Annotated in this window: 12 protein-coding genes and 1 pseudogene; 10 read left to right on the forward strand and 3 right to left on the reverse strand. The window is 65.4% G+C overall.

What is annotated here, in order from left to right; genetic code table 11:
- Positions 1-316 precede the first annotated feature (316 nt).
- The 6 genes from ACVOLR_RS09035 to ACVOLR_RS09060 are packed head-to-tail and all read left to right on the forward strand — an operon-like array spanning position 317 to position 8,198.
- Complete coding sequence (locus ACVOLR_RS09035; RefSeq protein ID WP_054660392.1) at positions 317-409, forward strand: potassium-transporting ATPase subunit F; 93 nt, start codon at positions 317-319, stop codon at positions 407-409.
- Between the two features lie 11 nt (positions 410-420).
- Positions 421-2,139: a potassium-transporting ATPase subunit KdpA gene (kdpA, locus tag ACVOLR_RS09040; RefSeq protein ID WP_481536160.1), complete on the forward strand. Its 1,719-nt coding sequence runs from the start codon at positions 421-423 to the stop codon at positions 2,137-2,139.
- 8 nt (positions 2,140-2,147) lie between these two features.
- On the forward strand, positions 2,148-4,196 hold the full coding sequence (kdpB, locus tag ACVOLR_RS09045) for a potassium-transporting ATPase subunit KdpB (protein WP_481536161.1): 2,049 nt from the start codon (positions 2,148-2,150) through the stop codon (positions 4,194-4,196).
- Positions 4,193-4,783, forward strand: a complete 591-nt coding sequence (gene kdpC / locus ACVOLR_RS09050; RefSeq protein WP_481536162.1) for a potassium-transporting ATPase subunit KdpC — start codon at positions 4,193-4,195, stop codon at positions 4,781-4,783. The genes kdpB and kdpC overlap by 4 nt, the downstream gene beginning before the upstream one ends.
- A gap of 54 nt (positions 4,784-4,837) precedes the next feature.
- Positions 4,838-7,498, forward strand: a complete 2,661-nt coding sequence (locus ACVOLR_RS09055; RefSeq protein WP_481536163.1) for an ATP-binding protein — start codon at positions 4,838-4,840, stop codon at positions 7,496-7,498.
- Positions 7,488-8,198, forward strand: coding sequence for a response regulator transcription factor (locus ACVOLR_RS09060; RefSeq protein ID WP_481536164.1), 711 nt, complete (start codon positions 7,488-7,490; stop codon positions 8,196-8,198). Before ACVOLR_RS09055 ends, ACVOLR_RS09060 begins: the two co-directional genes overlap by 11 nt.
- Positions 8,199-8,418: 220 nt before the next feature.
- On the opposite strand, the pseudogene ACVOLR_RS09065 reads toward ACVOLR_RS09060, so the two are convergent.
- The 3 genes and pseudogenes from ACVOLR_RS09065 to coaBC all read right to left on the reverse strand — a co-directional run.
- A pseudogene (locus ACVOLR_RS09065) lies at positions 8,419-10,746 on the reverse strand (phosphomannomutase/phosphoglucomutase); the annotation flags it as partial.
- 15 nt (positions 10,747-10,761) lie between these two features.
- The gene (gene dut, locus ACVOLR_RS09070) at positions 10,762-11,229 is read right to left on the reverse strand and encodes a dUTP diphosphatase (protein ID WP_296253083.1); all 468 of its coding nucleotides are present in this window, start codon (positions 11,227-11,229) and stop codon (positions 10,762-10,764) included.
- Positions 11,226-12,467: a bifunctional phosphopantothenoylcysteine decarboxylase/phosphopantothenate--cysteine ligase CoaBC gene (coaBC, locus tag ACVOLR_RS09075; RefSeq protein ID WP_481536165.1), complete on the reverse strand. Its 1,242-nt coding sequence runs from the start codon at positions 12,465-12,467 to the stop codon at positions 11,226-11,228. The genes dut and coaBC overlap by 4 nt, the downstream gene beginning before the upstream one ends.
- Before the next feature lie 97 nt (positions 12,468-12,564).
- On the opposite strand from coaBC, the gene radC reads away from it, so the two are divergent.
- The 4 genes from radC (at position 12,565) to ACVOLR_RS09095 (ending at position 16,779) form a co-directional block, all read left to right on the forward strand.
- Complete coding sequence (radC, locus tag ACVOLR_RS09080) at positions 12,565-13,239, forward strand: RadC family protein (protein ID WP_481536216.1); 675 nt, start codon at positions 12,565-12,567, stop codon at positions 13,237-13,239.
- Positions 13,240-13,434: 195 nt separating this feature from the next.
- The gene (gene argS / locus ACVOLR_RS09085; protein ID WP_481536166.1) at positions 13,435-15,123 is read left to right on the forward strand and encodes an arginine--tRNA ligase; all 1,689 of its coding nucleotides are present in this window, start codon (positions 13,435-13,437) and stop codon (positions 15,121-15,123) included.
- A 21-nt stretch (positions 15,124-15,144) separates the two neighbouring features.
- On the forward strand, positions 15,145-16,026 hold the full coding sequence (locus ACVOLR_RS09090; RefSeq protein ID WP_481536167.1) for an SPOR domain-containing protein: 882 nt from the start codon (positions 15,145-15,147) through the stop codon (positions 16,024-16,026).
- A 582-nt stretch (positions 16,027-16,608) separates the two neighbouring features.
- Complete coding sequence (locus tag ACVOLR_RS09095) at positions 16,609-16,779, forward strand: hypothetical protein (RefSeq protein ID WP_481536168.1); 171 nt, start codon at positions 16,609-16,611, stop codon at positions 16,777-16,779.
- The last annotated feature ends 301 nt before the right edge of the window (positions 16,780-17,080 follow it).

Consider the following 17,080-nt stretch of genomic DNA (forward strand, 5'->3'; position numbering starts at 1 on the left):
CGTGTGCCGGCTGGCGGGAGGCGGGTGTCGGGTGGCGTGTGGGTGTTGGCTTCTGGCTTCTGGCTTGTGGCTTTCGCTTCTGCTCCGGCTCTACTCCCACCACAATCCCACCCGCCTCACCCCAAACCCCACTTTTTACGCGCCTTTTACGCCAGCCCCGCCCCAGCAGCGTCGATCGTTTACGCCCCTCAGGCGGACGATAGCGCTCTGATCGGGGTGATCAGACTTGTCGTTCGCGCCTGCCTGCCGCCCTACCCGTCCACTGACGTGCGTTCCGGCAGCCCCGGCCGCGTCCTGATCGTAATTCGAGGTTTCCATGCCCGGCTGGCTTGCTCTGTTGTGCGGCGTAGTGGTGCTGATCGCCGCTGCCTACTTGTTGTACGCGGTCCTTCGACCTGAGTCGTTCTGAGGAGCGCCGTCGTGATTGAACCCATCCTCATCATTCTGGCCAGCCTTGCGCTGGCATGGCCGCTCGGCCTGTACCTGGCGCGGCTGATGCGCGGTACGCCGATGCGTATCGACGTCCTCTTCCATTGGATCGAAAAGCCGCTGTACCGCGTGCTCGGCGTTGATCCCAACCACTCCATGTCCTGGCGCGGCTATGTGGTCGCGTTCCTGATCAGCAACCTGGTGTTGGCGGTACTGACACAGGCGGTGTTCATGACCCAGGCCTGGTTGCCGTTGAACCCGGACAACATCCCCAACATGCGTTGGGACACCGCGTTCCACACCATGGTGTCGTTCCTGACCAACACCAACCAGCAGCATTACAGCGGTCAGGCACAGCTGTCCTACTTCTCGCAGATGACCGGCATCACCGGCCTGCAGGTGATCACCCCGATGATGGGCTTGGCACTTGCGGTGGCAACGCTGCGCGCCTTGTTCATGAAGCCGGCGACGAGCGACAACAGCAACACCGCGGTACGCGTCACCGTAGGCAACTACTACGCCGACGTGGTGCGTCTGTGTCTGCGCTTCCTGCTGCCGCTGTGCCTGGTATGGACGCTGCTGCTGAACTGGCAGGGCGTGCCTTCCACGCTGGCCGCTGGCCCGCAAGCGACGCCCATCGATGCCAGTGCTGGCATGGAAACGCAGAAGATCCCGATCGGCCCGGTCGCGGCGATGGTCGCGGCCAAGCAGCTTGGCGCCAATGGCGGCGGCTGGTACGGCCCGAACAGCAGCTTCCCGCTGGAAAACCCCACGCCGCTGTCGAACGCGTTGGAGTTGATGGGCATCCTGCTGATCCCGATGGCCATCATCTGCATGCTCGGCAGCTTCACCGGCCGGCGTCGCTTTGGCGCCCTGGTATTCGGCTGCATGCTGACCATGTCGGTCATCGCCACCAGCGCCAGCATGTGGCTGGAAGGTCATAGCGCCAGTGCCGCCAGTGCGTTGCTGATGGAAGGCAAGGAAGCCCGATTCGGCGCCGATGGCACGGCGCTGTGGTCATCCATCACCACCCAGGTGCAGAACGGCTCGGTCAACGGCATGCACGATTCGCTGAGCCCGCTCGGCGGCATGATGCCCATCGTCAACATGTTGATCAGCGCTATCTGGGGCGGCATTGGCTGCGGCATCCAGCAGTTCCTGGTCTATCTGATGATGGCGGTGTTCCTGGCCGGCTTGATGACCGGACGCACGCCCGAACTGCTCGGCCGCAAACTGGAAACGCCGCAGGTGCGCCTGCTCGCGGTACTGGTGCTGCTGCAGCCGATCACCCTGCTCGGGCTGACCGCGCTGACCCTGGCCATCCCCGGCCTGGCCGGCACCTCCAACCCCGGTTTCCATGGCATCAGCCAAGTGTTCTACGAGTTCACTTCGGCCTATGCCAACAACGGCTCCGGCTTTGAAGGGCTAGCCGACAACACCGTGTGGTGGAACCTGAGCTGTGCGCTGGTGTTGGCGCTGGGTCGGTTCCCGATCCTGATCATCCCGCTGATCATCGCCACGCAGTTGGCCGCTAAAAAGCAGGTGCCGCAAAGCGCCGGCAGCCTGCAGATTGAAACCCCGACCTTCGCATTGACGCTTATCTGCGTGGTCATTGTCCTTACCGTGCTGCAGTTCCTGCCGGCATTGGTGCTTGGCCCGGTAGCCGAACACCTGAGCCTGCTGGCCCTGCAGGGAGCCCCCTCACCGTGAACGCCCCCATGAACCGTTCTGCTTCTCCCGCGGCCTCGCGCCGCCCCGCCCTGCTCGATGCGGCCGGCCTGCGCCGTGCCCTGCTCGACTCGGTACGCAAGCTGTCGCCGTTGCACCTGCTGCACAACCCGGTGATGGCGGTGGTGATGGTCGGCACCGTGCTGGCGCTGATCGTCACCCTCAGCGGCAATGCGCCGATGGGCTTCGGCCTGGCCGTCACCGCGATCCTGCTGGTGACGGTGTTGTTCGGCAATTTCGCCGAAGCCGTGGCCGAGGCGCGTGGCCGTGGCCAGGCCGCGTCGCTGCGACGTGCACGCCAGGACCTGGTCGCACGGCGTGTCGCCACGCCGTTGCAGGGTGCTGCCGAAAGCCGTGTACCCGCCGCCGAGCTGCGCCCGGGTGAGTATGTGATCGTCAGTGCCGGCGAGTTCGTGCCGGCCGATGGCGAGATTGTGCGTGGCCTTGCCACCATCAACGAAGCTGCCGTCACTGGCGAATCGGCCCCGGTGCTGCGCGAGGCCGAAACCGACCGCTCCGGCGTGATCGGCGGCACCAAGGTGCTGTCCGACGAGATCGTGGTGCGGGTCAGTGCCGAGCCGGGCCATAGCTTCCTGGACCGCATGATTGCGCTGGTGGAAGGTGCGAACCGGCAGAAGACGCCGAACGAAATCGCGCTGACCCTGTTGCTGGCGGCAATGTCGCTGACCTTCCTGGTGGTGGTGGCAACGCTGCCGGCGATTGCTGGCTTTGTCGGCGTCACGGTTGATCCGCTGCTGCTGATTGCCCTGCTGGTGTGTCTGATTCCGACCACCATCGGCGGCCTGCTGCCAGCTATCGGCATCGCCGGCATGAACCGTGCGCTGTCAGCCAATGTACTGGCCAAGTCCGGCAAGGCAGTGGAAGTGGCCGGCGACGTCGACGTACTGCTGCTGGACAAGACCGGCACCATCACCTACGGCGACCGTCAGGCCACGCACTTCCATCCGCTGGCCGGCATCGACGCTACACAGCTGCGTGAAGCATCGCTGCTGTCGTCCTTGGCCGACCCGACCCCGGAAGGCAAATCCATCGTGCGTCTGGCCCGCGAGCAGGCTTGCACCACCGCCGAGCCGGACAAAGCGGAGTATCTCGCTTTCACCGCACAAACCCGCATGTCAGGTGTCGACCTCGACAACGGCCGCAGCATCCGCAAGGGCGCTGGCGATGCCATCACCGCACATGTACTGGCGCTGGGCGGCACCGTGCCGAACGAGCTGCAGGCGCGGGTGGATCAGGTTGCCCGTGGCGGTGCTACGCCGCTGGTGGTCAGCGAAGGCCGCCACGTCCTCGGTGTTGTGGAACTGGCCGACGTGGTCAAGCACGGCATGCGCGAAAAGTTCGCCCAGCTGCGGGCGATGGGTATCCGCACGGTGATGATCACCGGCGACAACCCACTCACCGCTGCCGCCATCGCTGCCGAGGCCGGTGTCGATGACTACATCGCCCAAGCTCGACCGGAAGACAAGCTGGCACGTATCCGTGCCGAGCAGGCCGGTGGCCGACTGGTGGCGATGGTCGGCGACGGCACCAACGATGCGCCGGCACTGGCCCAGGCCGATATTGGTCTGGCGATGAACTCCGGTACGCAGGCGGCCAAGGAGGCCGGCAACATGGTCGATCTGGACTCGGATCCGGCCAAGCTGCTGGCCGTGGTGGAAGTCGGCAAGCAACAGCTGATCACCCGCGGCGCGCTGACCACCTTCTCGCTGGCCAATGACGTGTCCAAGTACTTCGCGATCTTGCCGGCACTGTTCGCCGCCAGCATCCCGTCGATGGCGGCATTGAACGTGATGCAGCTGTCCAGCCCGCGCAATGCGGTACTGGCTGCGCTGATCTTCAATGCGCTGGTGATCCCGGCCTTGATTCCGCTCGCCCTGCGCGGTGTGCGCTTCCGTCCGGCCACTGCCACCGCGCTGCTGCGGCGGAACATGCTGGTGTACGGCTTGGGCGGCGTGCTGCTGCCATTTGCGGCCATCAAGGCCATCGACCTTCTGCTTGCTCTGGTATTTGGCGCATGAACACCTCCAACACTTCCCCTCGTCGTTCCGGCAACCCGCTGTGGCGGCCGGCCATTGGCCTGTCGCTGTTCGGCCTGCTCGGCACCGGCCTGGTCTATGCGGTGCTGGCGACCGGCATCTCCGGCTCGCTGTTCCCGGCACAAGCCGATGGCAGCCTGATCCGCGATGCCGACGGACAGGTGCGTGGCTCGCTGTACCTGGCGCAGCCGTTCGTTGCCGATGGCTACTTCCAGACGCGTCCTTCGGCTGCCAACTACGATCCGATGGCCGCGGCCGGCAGCAACATGGCGCGCAGCAATTCAGACCTGGTCAAGCGCGTCAGCGAAGCCACTGCTGCCGCAGCAGCGCGCGAGAAGATCGATCCGGCCACCGTGCCTGGCGATCTGGTCACGCAGTCGGCCAGCGGCTTGGATCCGGAGTTGTCGCCTGCTGCCGTACAGGTGCAGGTGGCGCGTGTGGCCGCTGCACGTGGTTTGCCGCTGGCACAGGTGCAGGCGCTGGTTGATGCACAGCTGCAGGACCGCCAATGGGGCGTGTTCGGGCAACCGCGCATAAATGTAATCGCCCTCAACCAGGCACTGGATTAGGCCGCGCATGCGCCGTGATGTCGGCCGCACCAGCAACAGCGCACAATCGTGGCCATGAACGACTCCCGTAGCCGCCAGGCCGATGCCTTGGCCGAGGCCTTGCAACGCGATGCCGGTGGCAAGCTGACCGTCTTCCTCGGCGCCGCACCGGGCGTGGGCAAGACCTTCAGCATGCTCACCCGCGCCCAGGAACAGCTGCGGCGCGGGGTGGATGTGGTGGCGGCCGTGGTTGAAACCCACGGCCGCAGCGACACCGCTGCCCTGCTCGACGGCCTGCCGCGCATTGCAATGTGCGTACTGGAATACCACGGCCATCAGCTGCAGGAGATGGACCTGGATGCGGTGCTGGCCCGCAAGCCGGCACTGGTGCTGGTAGATGAGTTGGCCCATCGCAACGCTCCCGGCAGCCGTCACGAACGTCGCTGGCAGGACGTGATGGAACTGCTCGATGCCGGTATCGACGTGTGGACCACGATCAACATCCAGCATCTGGAAAGCCTCAACGATGTGGTGATGCGTATCACCGGCGTGCGCGTCAGCGAGACCGTGCCCGACGTGGTGTTCGACCGCCTGCACGACATCGTGCTGGTCGACCTGCCACCGCGCGAGCTGATCGAACGCCTGCAGCAAGGCAAGGTCTACGTGCCCGAACAGGCAGCGCAGGCATTGCAGGCATTCTTCTCGCCGGCCAACCTCACTGCCTTGCGCGAATTGGCGATGCAGGAAGCCGCCGACCGCGTCGACAGCAGCTTGCGCGAGACCCGCGCCGCGCGCGGCGAAGGCAATCTGCCGCTACGCCGCCGCGTAGTGGTCGCCATCGACGGCGGCGGCCAGAGCGAGTATCTGGTGCGGGTGGCGCGGCGCATCGCCGAGCGCCGCGATGCGCCATGGACCGTGGTAACCGTGCAACACCGTCGCCACGACGAGGCTACCCGCCGCGAGATCGACGATGCTTTCGCGCTGGCACGGCGGCTCGGCGGTGATGCCGAGCTGCTGCATGGGCCGGGCATTGCCGATGCGCTGCTCGATTACGCCGCGCACAACGCGGTGTCGTCACTGGTGCTGGGCCGCACCCGCGAGCGGCCGCTGGCACGGCTGTTCAACCAGACCTTGACCCAGCAACTGATCCAGCGCGGTGCGCACTACGAAATCACCATCATCAGCACCCCGCAGGCGCGCGCCAATGCACGTCGCTTCGGGCTGTCGCTTGCGCCCGACAGCTGGGGCAAGGATGCAACGACTGCAGTGCTCGCCACCGCCGGCGCCTGCTTGGCGGCATGGCTGGGTGAACACTGGATAGGCCTGAGCGATCTGGCGATGGTGTTCATCGTCGCGGTAGTGCTAGTGGCCGCGCGTACCCGAATGAGTGCGGCGGTGCTGGCAGCGACGCTGTGCTTTTTGGCCTACAACTTCTTCTTCATCGCACCGCGCTTCACCTTTGCGATCAGCGCGCGGCAAGGCGTGATCACCGTCTTCCTGTTCCTCGCCGCTGCGCTGGTCGCAGGCCGGCTTGCATCACGTCTGCGCATGCAGGTGGTAGCGCTGCGCGCGGCCAATCGCCATGCCAATGTGCGGCAGACCTTGGGCCGGCAATTGGTCGGCGCTACCGACAACGCCCAAGTTGGGCACGCCGGCCGTGTTGCCTTGGAACAAGCACTGGATGCACCGGCATGGGTGCGGCTGGGCGATGACATCAGCACCAGTGGCACGGCTGCACCGGGCGACACCGATCTGGCCGCCGCCGACTGGGCACTGCGCCATGGGCAACCGGCCGGCCGCTTCACCGATACATTGGCCGGCGCCGACTGGTGGTTCCTGCCACTGCTCGACGGCGAGGCACACGCGATCGGCGTAGCCGGGCTTCGCTTTGACCATCAGCATCCACGCCTGGCCCCGGAACAGCGCCAGTTGGTGGAAGCGATGGCCGACGACATCGCCCAGGCGGCATTGCGCACGCGCTTGGTAGCTGACTTGGAAACCGCGCATCTGCATAACGAAACCGAGCGTCTACGATCTGCCCTGTTGTCCTCGGTCTCGCATGACCTGCGCTCCCCGCTGGCGGCGATGATTGGCTCCGCCGACAGCCTGTCCAACTACGCCGATGCGATGGATGCCAGCGATCGCCGCGCCCTGCTCGACACCATCGTGGTCGAGGGCGAGCGGCTGGACCGCTACATCCAGAACCTGCTCGACATGACCCGGCTCGGCCACGACGGGCTCAAGCTCAACCGTGACTGGATAGGCGTGGATGAGCTGATCGGCTCGGCCGCACGCCGCCTGCAGCGCTACCAACCGGACGTACGCCTGCAGCTGGATATCCCAGCGGACATGACACCGATCTGGGTGCACCCGGCGCTGGTCGAGCAGGCGGTATTCAATGTGATGGAGAACGCCGCCAAGTTCTCGCCACCGGGCGTGCCGGTGGAAGTGCGCGCTCGCCAGCAGGCCAACGAACTGCGCATCGAGGTGATCGACGCCGGCCCCGGCATTCCCGATGCCGAGCGCTCGCGCATCTTCGACATGTTCTACAGCGTGGAGCGCGGCGACCGCGGCCGCCAGGGCACCGGTCTGGGCTTGACCATCTGCCAAGGCATGATCGGCGCCCACGGTGGCAGCGTTGAAGCGCTGCCGGGACGCGACGGACGCGGTACCCTGATCCGCATGACCCTGCCCCTGCTCCAGCCACACCCCGAGAGTCCGCGCGATGACGGCTGAAACGCCGGCCATTCCGCCGCCGCGCGTGCTGGTGGTCGATGACGAAGTGCAGATCCGGCGTTTCCTGGATATTTCGCTGCGCGCGCAGGGTTATGCGGTCAGCCAGGCCGCCAACGGCGCCGAAGGCCTGCAACGGCTGGCCGAGGATGGCGCCGATCTGGTGGTGCTGGATATCGGCCTGCCCGACATGGAAGGCCACGACGTACTGGCAGAGCTGCGGCAATGGAGCCAAGTGCCGGTGATCATGCTCAGTGTGCGCGCCGGTGAAGCCGAAAAGGTCCGCGCCTTGGACAACGGCGCCAACGACTACGTGACCAAGCCGTTCGGCACCCAGGAGTTGATGGCGCGGGTGCGTGCCCTGCTACGCAGCCGCAGCACCGATAGCGAAGGCCAGGTGCCGGTGTTTGATGACGGCCGCCTGCATATCGACCTGTCGCGCCGCGATGTACGTGTGGATGGCGAAGCGATTGCACTGACCCGCAAGGAATACGCGTTGCTGGCCCTGCTGTTGCGCAATGCCGGGCGGGTAGTGACCCAGCCGCAGATCCTGCAGGAAATCTGGGGACCAACGCACCGGCACGACACGCATTACCTGCGCATCCTGGTGGGGCGATTGCGGCACAAGCTGGGCGATTCAGCACTGGAGTCGCGCTATCTGTTTACCGAGCCAGGAGTTGGTTTGCGGTTTGGTGGGACATAAAGGCTGTGGTGGTTGTGGGAGCGGCGTCAGCCGCGAAGCTACTGAAACAACAGCCGCCAGCTAGTCTCGAATTGCAGCCCGTCTAGAACTGAGGCAGCAGTGGCTTCGCGGCTGAAGCCGCAGCCACAAAACCAAAAACAAAGAAAGGCCCCCCACCCAGCGCGCGGACAGCCTTTCGTGCAACGGCAACAATCCCTAACAAACCCAGTTCGGTCCCCGCCGGCAACACCTGCAGCAACTGCTCGCGGAACACGCCCTTGATCCGCTCCAGCGCCACTTCGTCATTGGCCTCGAAGCGCAGCACCAGCACCGGCGTGGTGTTGGAGGCGCGCACCAGACCCCAGCCATCGCTGAAGTCGGCCCGCAGGCCGTCGATCGTCGAGATGCGCGCGCCTGCGAACGGCGAGTCCTCCACCTGCGCTGCGGCCACGATCAAGGCCACCTGCGCATGCTGGGTACCTTCTTCCACTTCCACCTTCAGCTCCGGCGTGGACACCGCATCCGGCAGCTCGTTCAATACCTCGGACGGTTCTTCATCACGCTGCGCCAGAATCTCCAGCAGGCGCGCCGCCGCGTACAGGCCATCATCAAAGCCGTACCAGCGCTCCTTGAAGAAGAAGTGGCCGCTCATCTCGCCGGCCAGCTCGGCATCGGTCTCGCGCATCTTGGCCTTGACCAGCGAATGCCCGGTCTTCCACATCATCGGGCTGCCGCCGTTGCGCAGGATGTAGTCCGACAACTTGCCCGTGCACTTCACGTCGTAGATGACCATCGCGCCGGGGTTGCGGGCCAGCACATCGGCAGCGAACAGCATCAGCAGGCGGTCGGCAAAGATGATCTTACCGTCCTTGGTGACCACGCCCAGGCGGTCGCCATCCCCGTCGAAGGCCACACCGAGGTCCGCGTCGAAACGCTTGACCATCTGCACCAGGTCTTCGAGGTTGTGCGGGTCGCTGGGGTCCGGGTGGTGGTTGGGGAAGTTGCCATCCACCTCGCAGTACAGCGGAATCACCTCGGCCCCGATGGCCTCCAGCAACTGCGGCGCCACCGCGCCGGCCACGCCATTGCCGGCATCGGCAACGATCTTGAGCGGGCGGTCCAGCTGCACGTCGTCGGCGATGCGCTGCACGTAGTCGTTGATGACCTCGCGCTGCTGCAGGCTGCCTTCGCTGTCGGCATGCTGCAGGCGGCCTTCCTGGATGCGCTTGTACAGATCTGTGATGGCATCGCCGGACAGCGTCTCGCCACCGATGACGATCTTGAAGCCGTTGTAGTCCGGCGGGTTGTGGCTGCCAGTGACCGCAACGCAGCTGCCTGCGCGCAGGTGATAGCTGGCGAAGTACACAACCGGAGTCGGTGCCATACCGATATCGATCACATCGCAGCCAGCGCGGCGCAGGCCAGTGATCAAGGCATCGGCAAGCTCCGGTCCGGACAGACGACCGTCGCGGCCCACCACCACATCGCGCAGGCCCTGTGCCTGCATTTCGCTGCCGATGGCCTGACCGATCAGCGTGGCGACACTTCCATTCAACTCGGTGCCAAGCACGCCACGGATGTCGTAGGCGCGGAAAATGACTGGCAATACCGCGTCGGCACCCGGCTCAGCGCGCGCTTGCGGCGCATCGCCCGCGCGCGCATTGGCCGAAGCCGGTAGCGGCTGCGGGTCCTGCTGCAGTGCTTCCTGCAAGGTCAGACCACCATCGTCGGCCTGCACGGTGTTCTTGCGCAGGACCGGCAGATTCGCCAAACGCTTGCGCCCCAGCAGCAACAACAAAGCAGTGGCCAGCAGCAACAGCGCCACGATGGCGCTGGCAATCACCCCCAGGCCCATCGCACCGGTGTTTGCATCCGGCAGCTCGGCAACAACGCGCAGACCGGTGTCGCCAACCGGGCGCGCCAGTGCATCGGCGCTGTTGCCCAAGTTGGTTGCGCCTTTCTGGACGATGGTAAAACCGCCCTGACGCAGCCCGAGGAAGGCACTGCTCGGCGAATCAATGCCATCAAACACGGAGGTAAGCCGGGTCAGCGACTGGCGGATGTAGACCACCGCCGGCTTGCCCTGCAGCAGCACCGGTGCGGCCAGACCCAGTCGCGGGCTGCCGCCATCGCGAACCACCAGCGCCACCGGCTGGCCGGTGGCCATCGCCTGCTCCAGCAGGGCCAGCCGCGAGTAGCCGAACGCCGCTGGCTCGGCATAAGCCTCGACCAAGCTGGCGTCGAGAACCTGCGCGTCTTCCACGCCGGTCCACTTGTCACGTACCGCCAAGGCGACAGCGGCTGCATCACCGCTGGCCAGCGCGACTTTCACCGGCTCCAGCGCCAGCTGCTTGCCGAACTGCGCGGTCTGCGCGGCCAATGCCTGTTGCACGCCGGTCACGGCCTGATCGCGGGATTGCTCAAGCCCGGCACTGGTACCGGACTGCATCCATTGATCTACCGCGCTCCAGCCGAACCACCCGGCCAACAGCAGCAGCAGTACCGCCAGCAGTGGCGTTGATCGACCCAGCGCAGGACGTGGTCGCCCGCTCTCGTTGCCTTGGCTCATCGTGCGTTCCCCCTGTCAGCGCACCCCGGTGTGGCCGAATCCACCCGTTCCACGTGCACTGTCGATGAAAGTATCTACTACCTGCAACGTTACGCGTGCAATCGGCATCACCACCAACTGCGCGATCCGGTCGCCCGGTTCGATGGTGAAGGCGTCGCGGCCGCGGTTCCACACGCTGATCAGCAGTGGTCCCTGGTAATCGGCATCGATCAGGCCGGTGCCATTTCCGAGCACGATGCCGTGCCGATGACCCAGTCCGGAGCGCGGCAGAACCACCGCGCACAGGCCCGGATCGGCGATATGGATCGCGATGCCGCTGGGCAGCAGCGCCGCATCGCCCGGCTCCAACGTCAGCGGTGCTTCGGTCGCCGCACGCAGGTCCATGCCGGCGCTGGCCTCGGTGGCGTAGGCCGGCAACGGCCAGCTGTCGCCGAAGCGCGGGTCCAGCAATTTCACCTGCAAGGGCTGCAGTCCATTACTCATGCGTCCAACCTCTCGGCAATCAAATCCAGTAATTGTTCGGCCAGCTGGGTCTTGGCGGTGCCCGGGAACTCGCGCAGGCCGCCGTTCCAGTAGGCCACGGCCGCGTTCTGGTCACTCTCAAAACCATTGCCGGCAATGCCGACCTGGTTGGCGATGATCAGATCCAGATGCTTGTCTGCCAGCTTGCCGCGCGCGTACTTCTCCACATCGTGGGTTTCAGCGGCAAAGCCCACCACCAGCTTCAAGGCCTGCTCGTGCACGGCTACTTCGGCGAGGATGTCGGCGGTACGCACCAGCTCCAGGGTCAGGGTCTGGGTGCCGGCGGTCTTCTTCAGCTTCTGCGGTGAGACCTGCCGCGGGGTGTAATCGGCCACGGCGGCGGCACCGATGTAGATATCAGCCGGCAAGGCGCCGAGCACGGCATCGCGCATCTGCGCGGCCGAGCGCACATCAATGCGCTGCACGCCGGCCGGGGTGGCCAGCTGCACCGGGCCGCTGACCAGCACCACCTGTGCGCCCTGACGGGCGGCGGCGGCGGCCAAGGCATAGCCCATCTTGCCGCTGGAACGGTTGCCGACGTAGCGCACCGGGTCCAGATCTTCGTAGGTGGGACCAGCACTGATCAGTACGCGCATGCCGTTCAGCCGGCCCGGCTTGGCCGACGCCTGCGGGGCCACATTGCCGGCAAGCGCGGCAATGATGGTCGGTGCCTCGCTGACCCGACCGGGGCCGGATTCACCCTCGGCCAGCGGGCCATCTTCCGGTCCGATCACCTGCACGCCGCGCTCGCGCAGCAATGCCATGTTGGCCTGGGTGGCCGGGTGCAGCCACATGCGATGGTTCATTGCCGGGCACACCGTCAGCGGTGCCGTGCTGGCCAGACACAACGTGGTCACCAGATCGTCGGCATTGCCGTGCGCCAGCCGCGCCAGCAGATCGGCAGTGGCCGGGGCGATGATGATGCGGTCGGCCCAGCGCGCCAGTTCGATATGGCCCATGGCCTGCTCGGCAGCACTGTCCCACAGGGTGGTGCGGGTGGGATGGCCGGACAGCGCCTGGAAGCTCAGCGGAGTGACGAACTGCTGCGCACCAGCCGTCATCGCCACCTGCACGGTGGCGCCGGCATCACGCAGCCTACGCACCAGCTCCAGCGACTTGTACGCGGCGATGCCGCCGCCTACGCATAGCAGCAGCTTCTGTCCTTCCAAGGGGCGGGAAGTGGGGGAAACGCTGGTCACGGATGGGGATTCCTAGGTACAGAAGAAGGGTTAGCTTAACCGAAGGCTTTGTTACGCCTGATCCAGTTTTTGGCAAATGGCGGTGAATCTGCCACTCATGCATATCCGTGATTGGCCCAGCGCTGAACGCCCGCGCGAAAAATTATTGGCACGCGGCGCGGCCGCACTTTCCGATGCTGAACTGCTGGCGATCTTCCTCGGCTCGGGCCTGCGCGGACGTGATGCGGTGCAGACCGCGCGCGAGCTGCTGCAGGCGCATGGCCCGCTGCGGGCGCTGCTGGACCGCAGCGCGCCGCAACTGGCCAAGCTGCCCGGGCTTGGCCCGGCCCGCGCCTGCCAGCTCAGCGCCGCGCTGGAACTGGGCCGGCGCCATCTGGCCGCCGGGCTGGAGCGCGGCGATGCACTGACCGACCCGGCCGCCGCCGGCCGCTACTTCGCCCAGCGCCTGCGCCACCGGCCGCAGGAGGTGTTCGCGGCGCTGTTCCTGGACAACCGGCATCGGGCTTTGGCCTTTGAAGAGTTATCCACAGGAACGGTAGACAGCGCCGAGGTACATCCGCGTGAAGTCGTCCGCCAGGCCTTGGCCCACAACGCTGCAGCGGTGATCGTCGGCCACAATCACCCGTCCGGGAATCCTGAACCGTCGGCGGCCGACCGCGCCATTACCACGCGGCTGCAGCAGGCCCTGGCGCTGGTGGATATCCGCCTGCTGGACCATTTCGTGATCGGCGACGGCGCGCCGGTGTCGCTGGCCGCGCGTGGCTGGGTCTGAACGGCTCAGCCTGAACCACCCCGCCCGGACCCCGCTCCCCGAATCCGCCCGGCCGCGGACGTAATGCCACATGCCTGCTGGCGGGCGCAGTCTTTCTGTTTTTTTGACATTGCTGACCCCTGCCAGCGGCCCGCAGGCGGCCGTGACGCAGGTCAGGTAAAATGGTCAGTTCCGCGCTTCAAGCAGAATAGTCACGTGAAAGCCCAACTCCGCGCCCTCATCGGCCAAGGCATCGAAGCCTTGCGCGCCAACGGCACTTTGCCTGCCGACACCCTGCCGCCGGATTTCGTGGTCGAACGACCCAAGACCCGCGAACACGGTGATTTCGCCACCAACGCCGCCATGCTGCTGGCCAAGGCCGCGCGCAGCAATCCGCGCGCCGTTGCCCAGGCGCTGCTTGCCGCGTTGCCGGCCAGCGACGACATCGTCAGTGTCGAGATCGCCGGCCCTGGCTTCATCAATTTCAAACTCTCGCCGGTGGCTTACCAGCGCGAAGTGGTCAGCGTGCTCAAGGAAGCCGAAGACTACGGCCGCAACCTGAGCGGCAACGGCCGCAGCGTCGGCGTCGAATACGTGTCGGCCAACCCGACCGGTCCGCTGCATGTCGGCCACGGCCGCGCTGGTGTGATCGGCGATTGCATCGCCCGCGTGCTGGAAGTCAACGGTTGGAACGCCAAGCGCGAGTTCTATTACAACGACGCCGGCGTGCAGATCGAAAACCTGGCCAAGTCGGTGCAGGCACGTGCGCGCGGCTTCAAACCGGGCGACGAGCAATGGCCGGCGGAAGCCTATAACGGCGACTACATCGGCGACGTGGCCAAGGCCTACCTGCTGGGTGAGACCGTGGACCTGGAAGGCAGCCAGATCGTCGGCGCCAAGGATGCCGAAAACCTGGAAGAAGTGCGCCGCTTTGCGGTGGCCTATCTGCGCAACGAGCAGAACCTGGACCTGGCCGCATTCGGCGTGGATTTCGACATCTACTTCCTGGAAAGCTCGCTGTACAAGGACGGCAAGGTTGCCGAGACCGTGCAGCAGCTGATCAGCTCCGGCCACACCTATGAGGAAGGCGGCGCGCTGTGGCTGCGCTCCACCGATTTTGGTGACGACAAGGACCGCGTGATGCGCAAGTCCGACGGCACCTTCACCTACTTCCTGCCGGACGTGGCCTATCACCTGAGCAAGTGGCAGCGCGGTTACGAACGCGCCATCACCGAACTGGGCGCCGACCACCACGGCTCGCTGGCGCGCGTGCGCGCTGGCCTGCAGGCACTGGACCTGGGCATCCCCAAGGGCTGGCCGGAATACGTGCTGCACCAGATGGTGACGGTGATGCGCGGCGGCGAGGAAGTGAAGCTTTCCAAGCGTGCCGGCAGCTACCTGACCCTGCGCGACCTGATCGAAGAAGTGGGCAGCGATGCGGTGCGTTGGTTCCTGATCGCGCGCAAGCCCGATTCACAGCTGACCTTCGACATCGACCTGGCTCGCCAGCAGAGCAGCGACAACCCGGTGTTCTACGTGCAGTACGCGCATGCCCGCGTCTGCTCGTTGCTGCGCCAGGCGCAGGAGAAGGGCCTGGACTACAAGCAGGCCGAAGGTCTGGCCGCGCTGTCGCGTCTGGGCGACGACACCTCGCTGGAACTGATGAACGAAATCTCGCGCTACCCGGAAGTGGTGGAAGCGGCCGGCATCGCGCTGGAACCGCATCAGGTCGCGCAGTATCTGCGTGAATTGGCACACGCTTTCCACACGTGGTATCACGGCACCCCCGTGCTGGTGGATGATGCCGCTGAGCGCAACGCCAAACTCACCTTGGCCAGCGCCGCACGGCAGACCCTGGCCAATGGCCTGAGCATCCTGGGCGTCAGTGCCCCGGAAAAGATGTAAACACCTGGAGACGCAGTAGACATGGCAGCACGACGCGGCAAAACCCAAGCCCGGCGCAACAACGACAATGGCACGCCCGGCTGGGTGTGGCTGGTTGCCGGCGTGGCGATTGCGGCGGTGGTGTTCCTGGCGGCGCCCAACCTGTTCAAGAAGGACGGCGACGGTTTCCTGCGCGTAGGCCCGCAACCCAACCCGGACGCACAGCCGGCACCGGTCGCTGACGCCGACGTCGACGCCGGGGTGGAATCGAACAAGCCAGCCACGCCTGCCGGTGCCAAGCCGGAGGAAAAGCCAGCCACCCAGTACGACTTCTACACCCTGCTGCCAGGCACCGAAGTACAGATGTCCGACGCCGAGTTGGCAGCAAGTGCCAAGGCCGAGGAACAGCGTCGTGCAGCTGCTGCACGCGCGACTGCGGCCGCAACGCCGGCCACCCCGCCGACCGATGCCCAGCGTGCGCAGGCTGCGCTGGAAGGGCGTCCGTTGCCGGCACCGGTGAGCGAGACCACCCGCCAGCCGGCACCGATCAGCGAAACCGCTGCGCGCCCGGCGCAGGTTGCCAGCGTTGCTCCGGCAGCTACGGCCACGGCTCCCAAGACGGCGCCCGCCGCGGCAACTCCTGCTCCGGCTGCGACGGTTGCAACTGCCGCCCCGGCAGCAGCGACCGAGAACGTGCGCTACATCCTGCAGGCGGGCGCATTTGGTGCTTCGGGTGATGCCGAGTCGACCAAGGCCAAACTGGCGATGATGGGTTTGGCTGCACGGGTGGAATCGGCGCAGATCAACGGCAACACCGTGTACCGCGTGCGCATGGGCCCGTATGGCACCGCCAGCGAACTGGCCGAAGCCAAGGCTAAGCTCAACGGCACTGGTCTGCAGGCTATGGCGATCAAGGCGCAGTGAAGTCGCCTACGGCGGCTTCACCCCAAAGTTTGTGAAGCAAACTTTGGGCCCCGTGCCCGTCTTCTCCAAATCCCCGCGCCTGTCGGCGCGCCCCCTTTACAAAAGGGGGGAAGTGAAACCGCCGATGGCGGCTTCACCCCAAAATTTGCTGCGCAAACCTTGGGCCCCACTCCCGTTACAACCACAACCCTGCGCCTGTCGGCGCGCCCCCTTTACTAAAGGGGGCTGTTGCGACTGACAGATCGCTCGAGAAGCTTCTCGATCATCTAAGCCCTGACATCGTTTTGATGTCAGGGCTATTTGTTCGTGCTGTTGTAGCCCGGGTGAGCGCAGCGCATCCGAGACTTTGTTTGCGCGCGGTCGGCAGAGAGCTTCTTCGCGTTGTTTTTGTTCCTGCGAAGAGCAAGAGCACCCCTCCCCAACCCTCCCCTGCGCCTTCGGCGCAAGGGCGGGGGCTGAGAGCGGCGGCGCTGCGAACTGACAGATCGCGGGTTGGGCGGCAGGGGCGGACTGAGTTGCTTCTGGCTGACGCTCAGATTATTTTCCGGCTTCTTGGCAATTCAACCCTGGGGAGGAGGTCTTATGACTGGCAAGAAGATTTCGGGTTTGATCGGCATGGTGGTTGGGGCGGCTTGGTTCGCAGTGAATGTCCGCCACTTCAGTGAAGATGGGTTCGTCGCAATTGCGATGCCGCTGCTCATCTTTGCGCTTGGCCTTGTGTATTTCCTCAGGGCTCGCAGCCAGTCTGCATAACCGCGGGGCAGCCGCCTGAATCCAGCGATACACCAATAAACCGGGCGTAGCCAAGGGAAGGGCTTTGGCTTTGGCTTTGGCTTTGGCTGTTGCCGTTGATCTACCGGGTCCCCTTCCGTAGCGACGGAGCTGACGGACAAGACCCCGCATGGGGCGACGTGCAGGACGCACGTCGTTTTTCGACGATACATGGATGTATCGTCGAAAAATCCCGGCAGCGGAGTGGACCCACGTCGCATAGCGGCGTGGGCGCGGAGGCAGGGTGTGCTTTCTTTGGGCCACCTTTCTTTGCACAAGCAAA

The organism is Stenotrophomonas sp. STEN030, from assembly GCF_056759995.1.

Excerpts from the sequence above, each read along its gene's own strand:
- ACVOLR_RS09095 (WP_481536168.1), top strand. The coding sequence starts at position 16,609 with ATGACTGGCAAGAAGATTTCGGGTTTGATCGGCATGGTGGTTGGGGCG.
- ACVOLR_RS09035 (WP_054660392.1), top strand. The coding sequence starts at position 317 with ATGCCCGGCTGGCTTGCTCTGTTGTGCGGCGTAGTGGTGCTGATCGCC.
- ACVOLR_RS09060 (WP_481536164.1), top strand. The coding sequence starts at position 7,488 with ATGACGGCTGAAACGCCGGCCATTCCGCCGCCGCGCGTGCTGGTGGTC.
- ACVOLR_RS09055 (WP_481536163.1), top strand. The coding sequence starts at position 4,838 with ATGAACGACTCCCGTAGCCGCCAGGCCGATGCCTTGGCCGAGGCCTTG.
- dut (WP_296253083.1), bottom strand. The coding sequence starts at position 11,229 with ATGAGTAATGGACTGCAGCCCTTGCAGGTGAAATTGCTGGACCCGCGC.
- radC (WP_481536216.1), top strand. The coding sequence starts at position 12,565 with ATGCATATCCGTGATTGGCCCAGCGCTGAACGCCCGCGCGAAAAATTA.
- ACVOLR_RS09090 (WP_481536167.1), top strand. The coding sequence starts at position 15,145 with ATGGCAGCACGACGCGGCAAAACCCAAGCCCGGCGCAACAACGACAAT.
- kdpB (WP_481536161.1), top strand. The coding sequence starts at position 2,148 with ATGAACCGTTCTGCTTCTCCCGCGGCCTCGCGCCGCCCCGCCCTGCTC.
- kdpC (WP_481536162.1), top strand. The coding sequence starts at position 4,193 with ATGAACACCTCCAACACTTCCCCTCGTCGTTCCGGCAACCCGCTGTGG.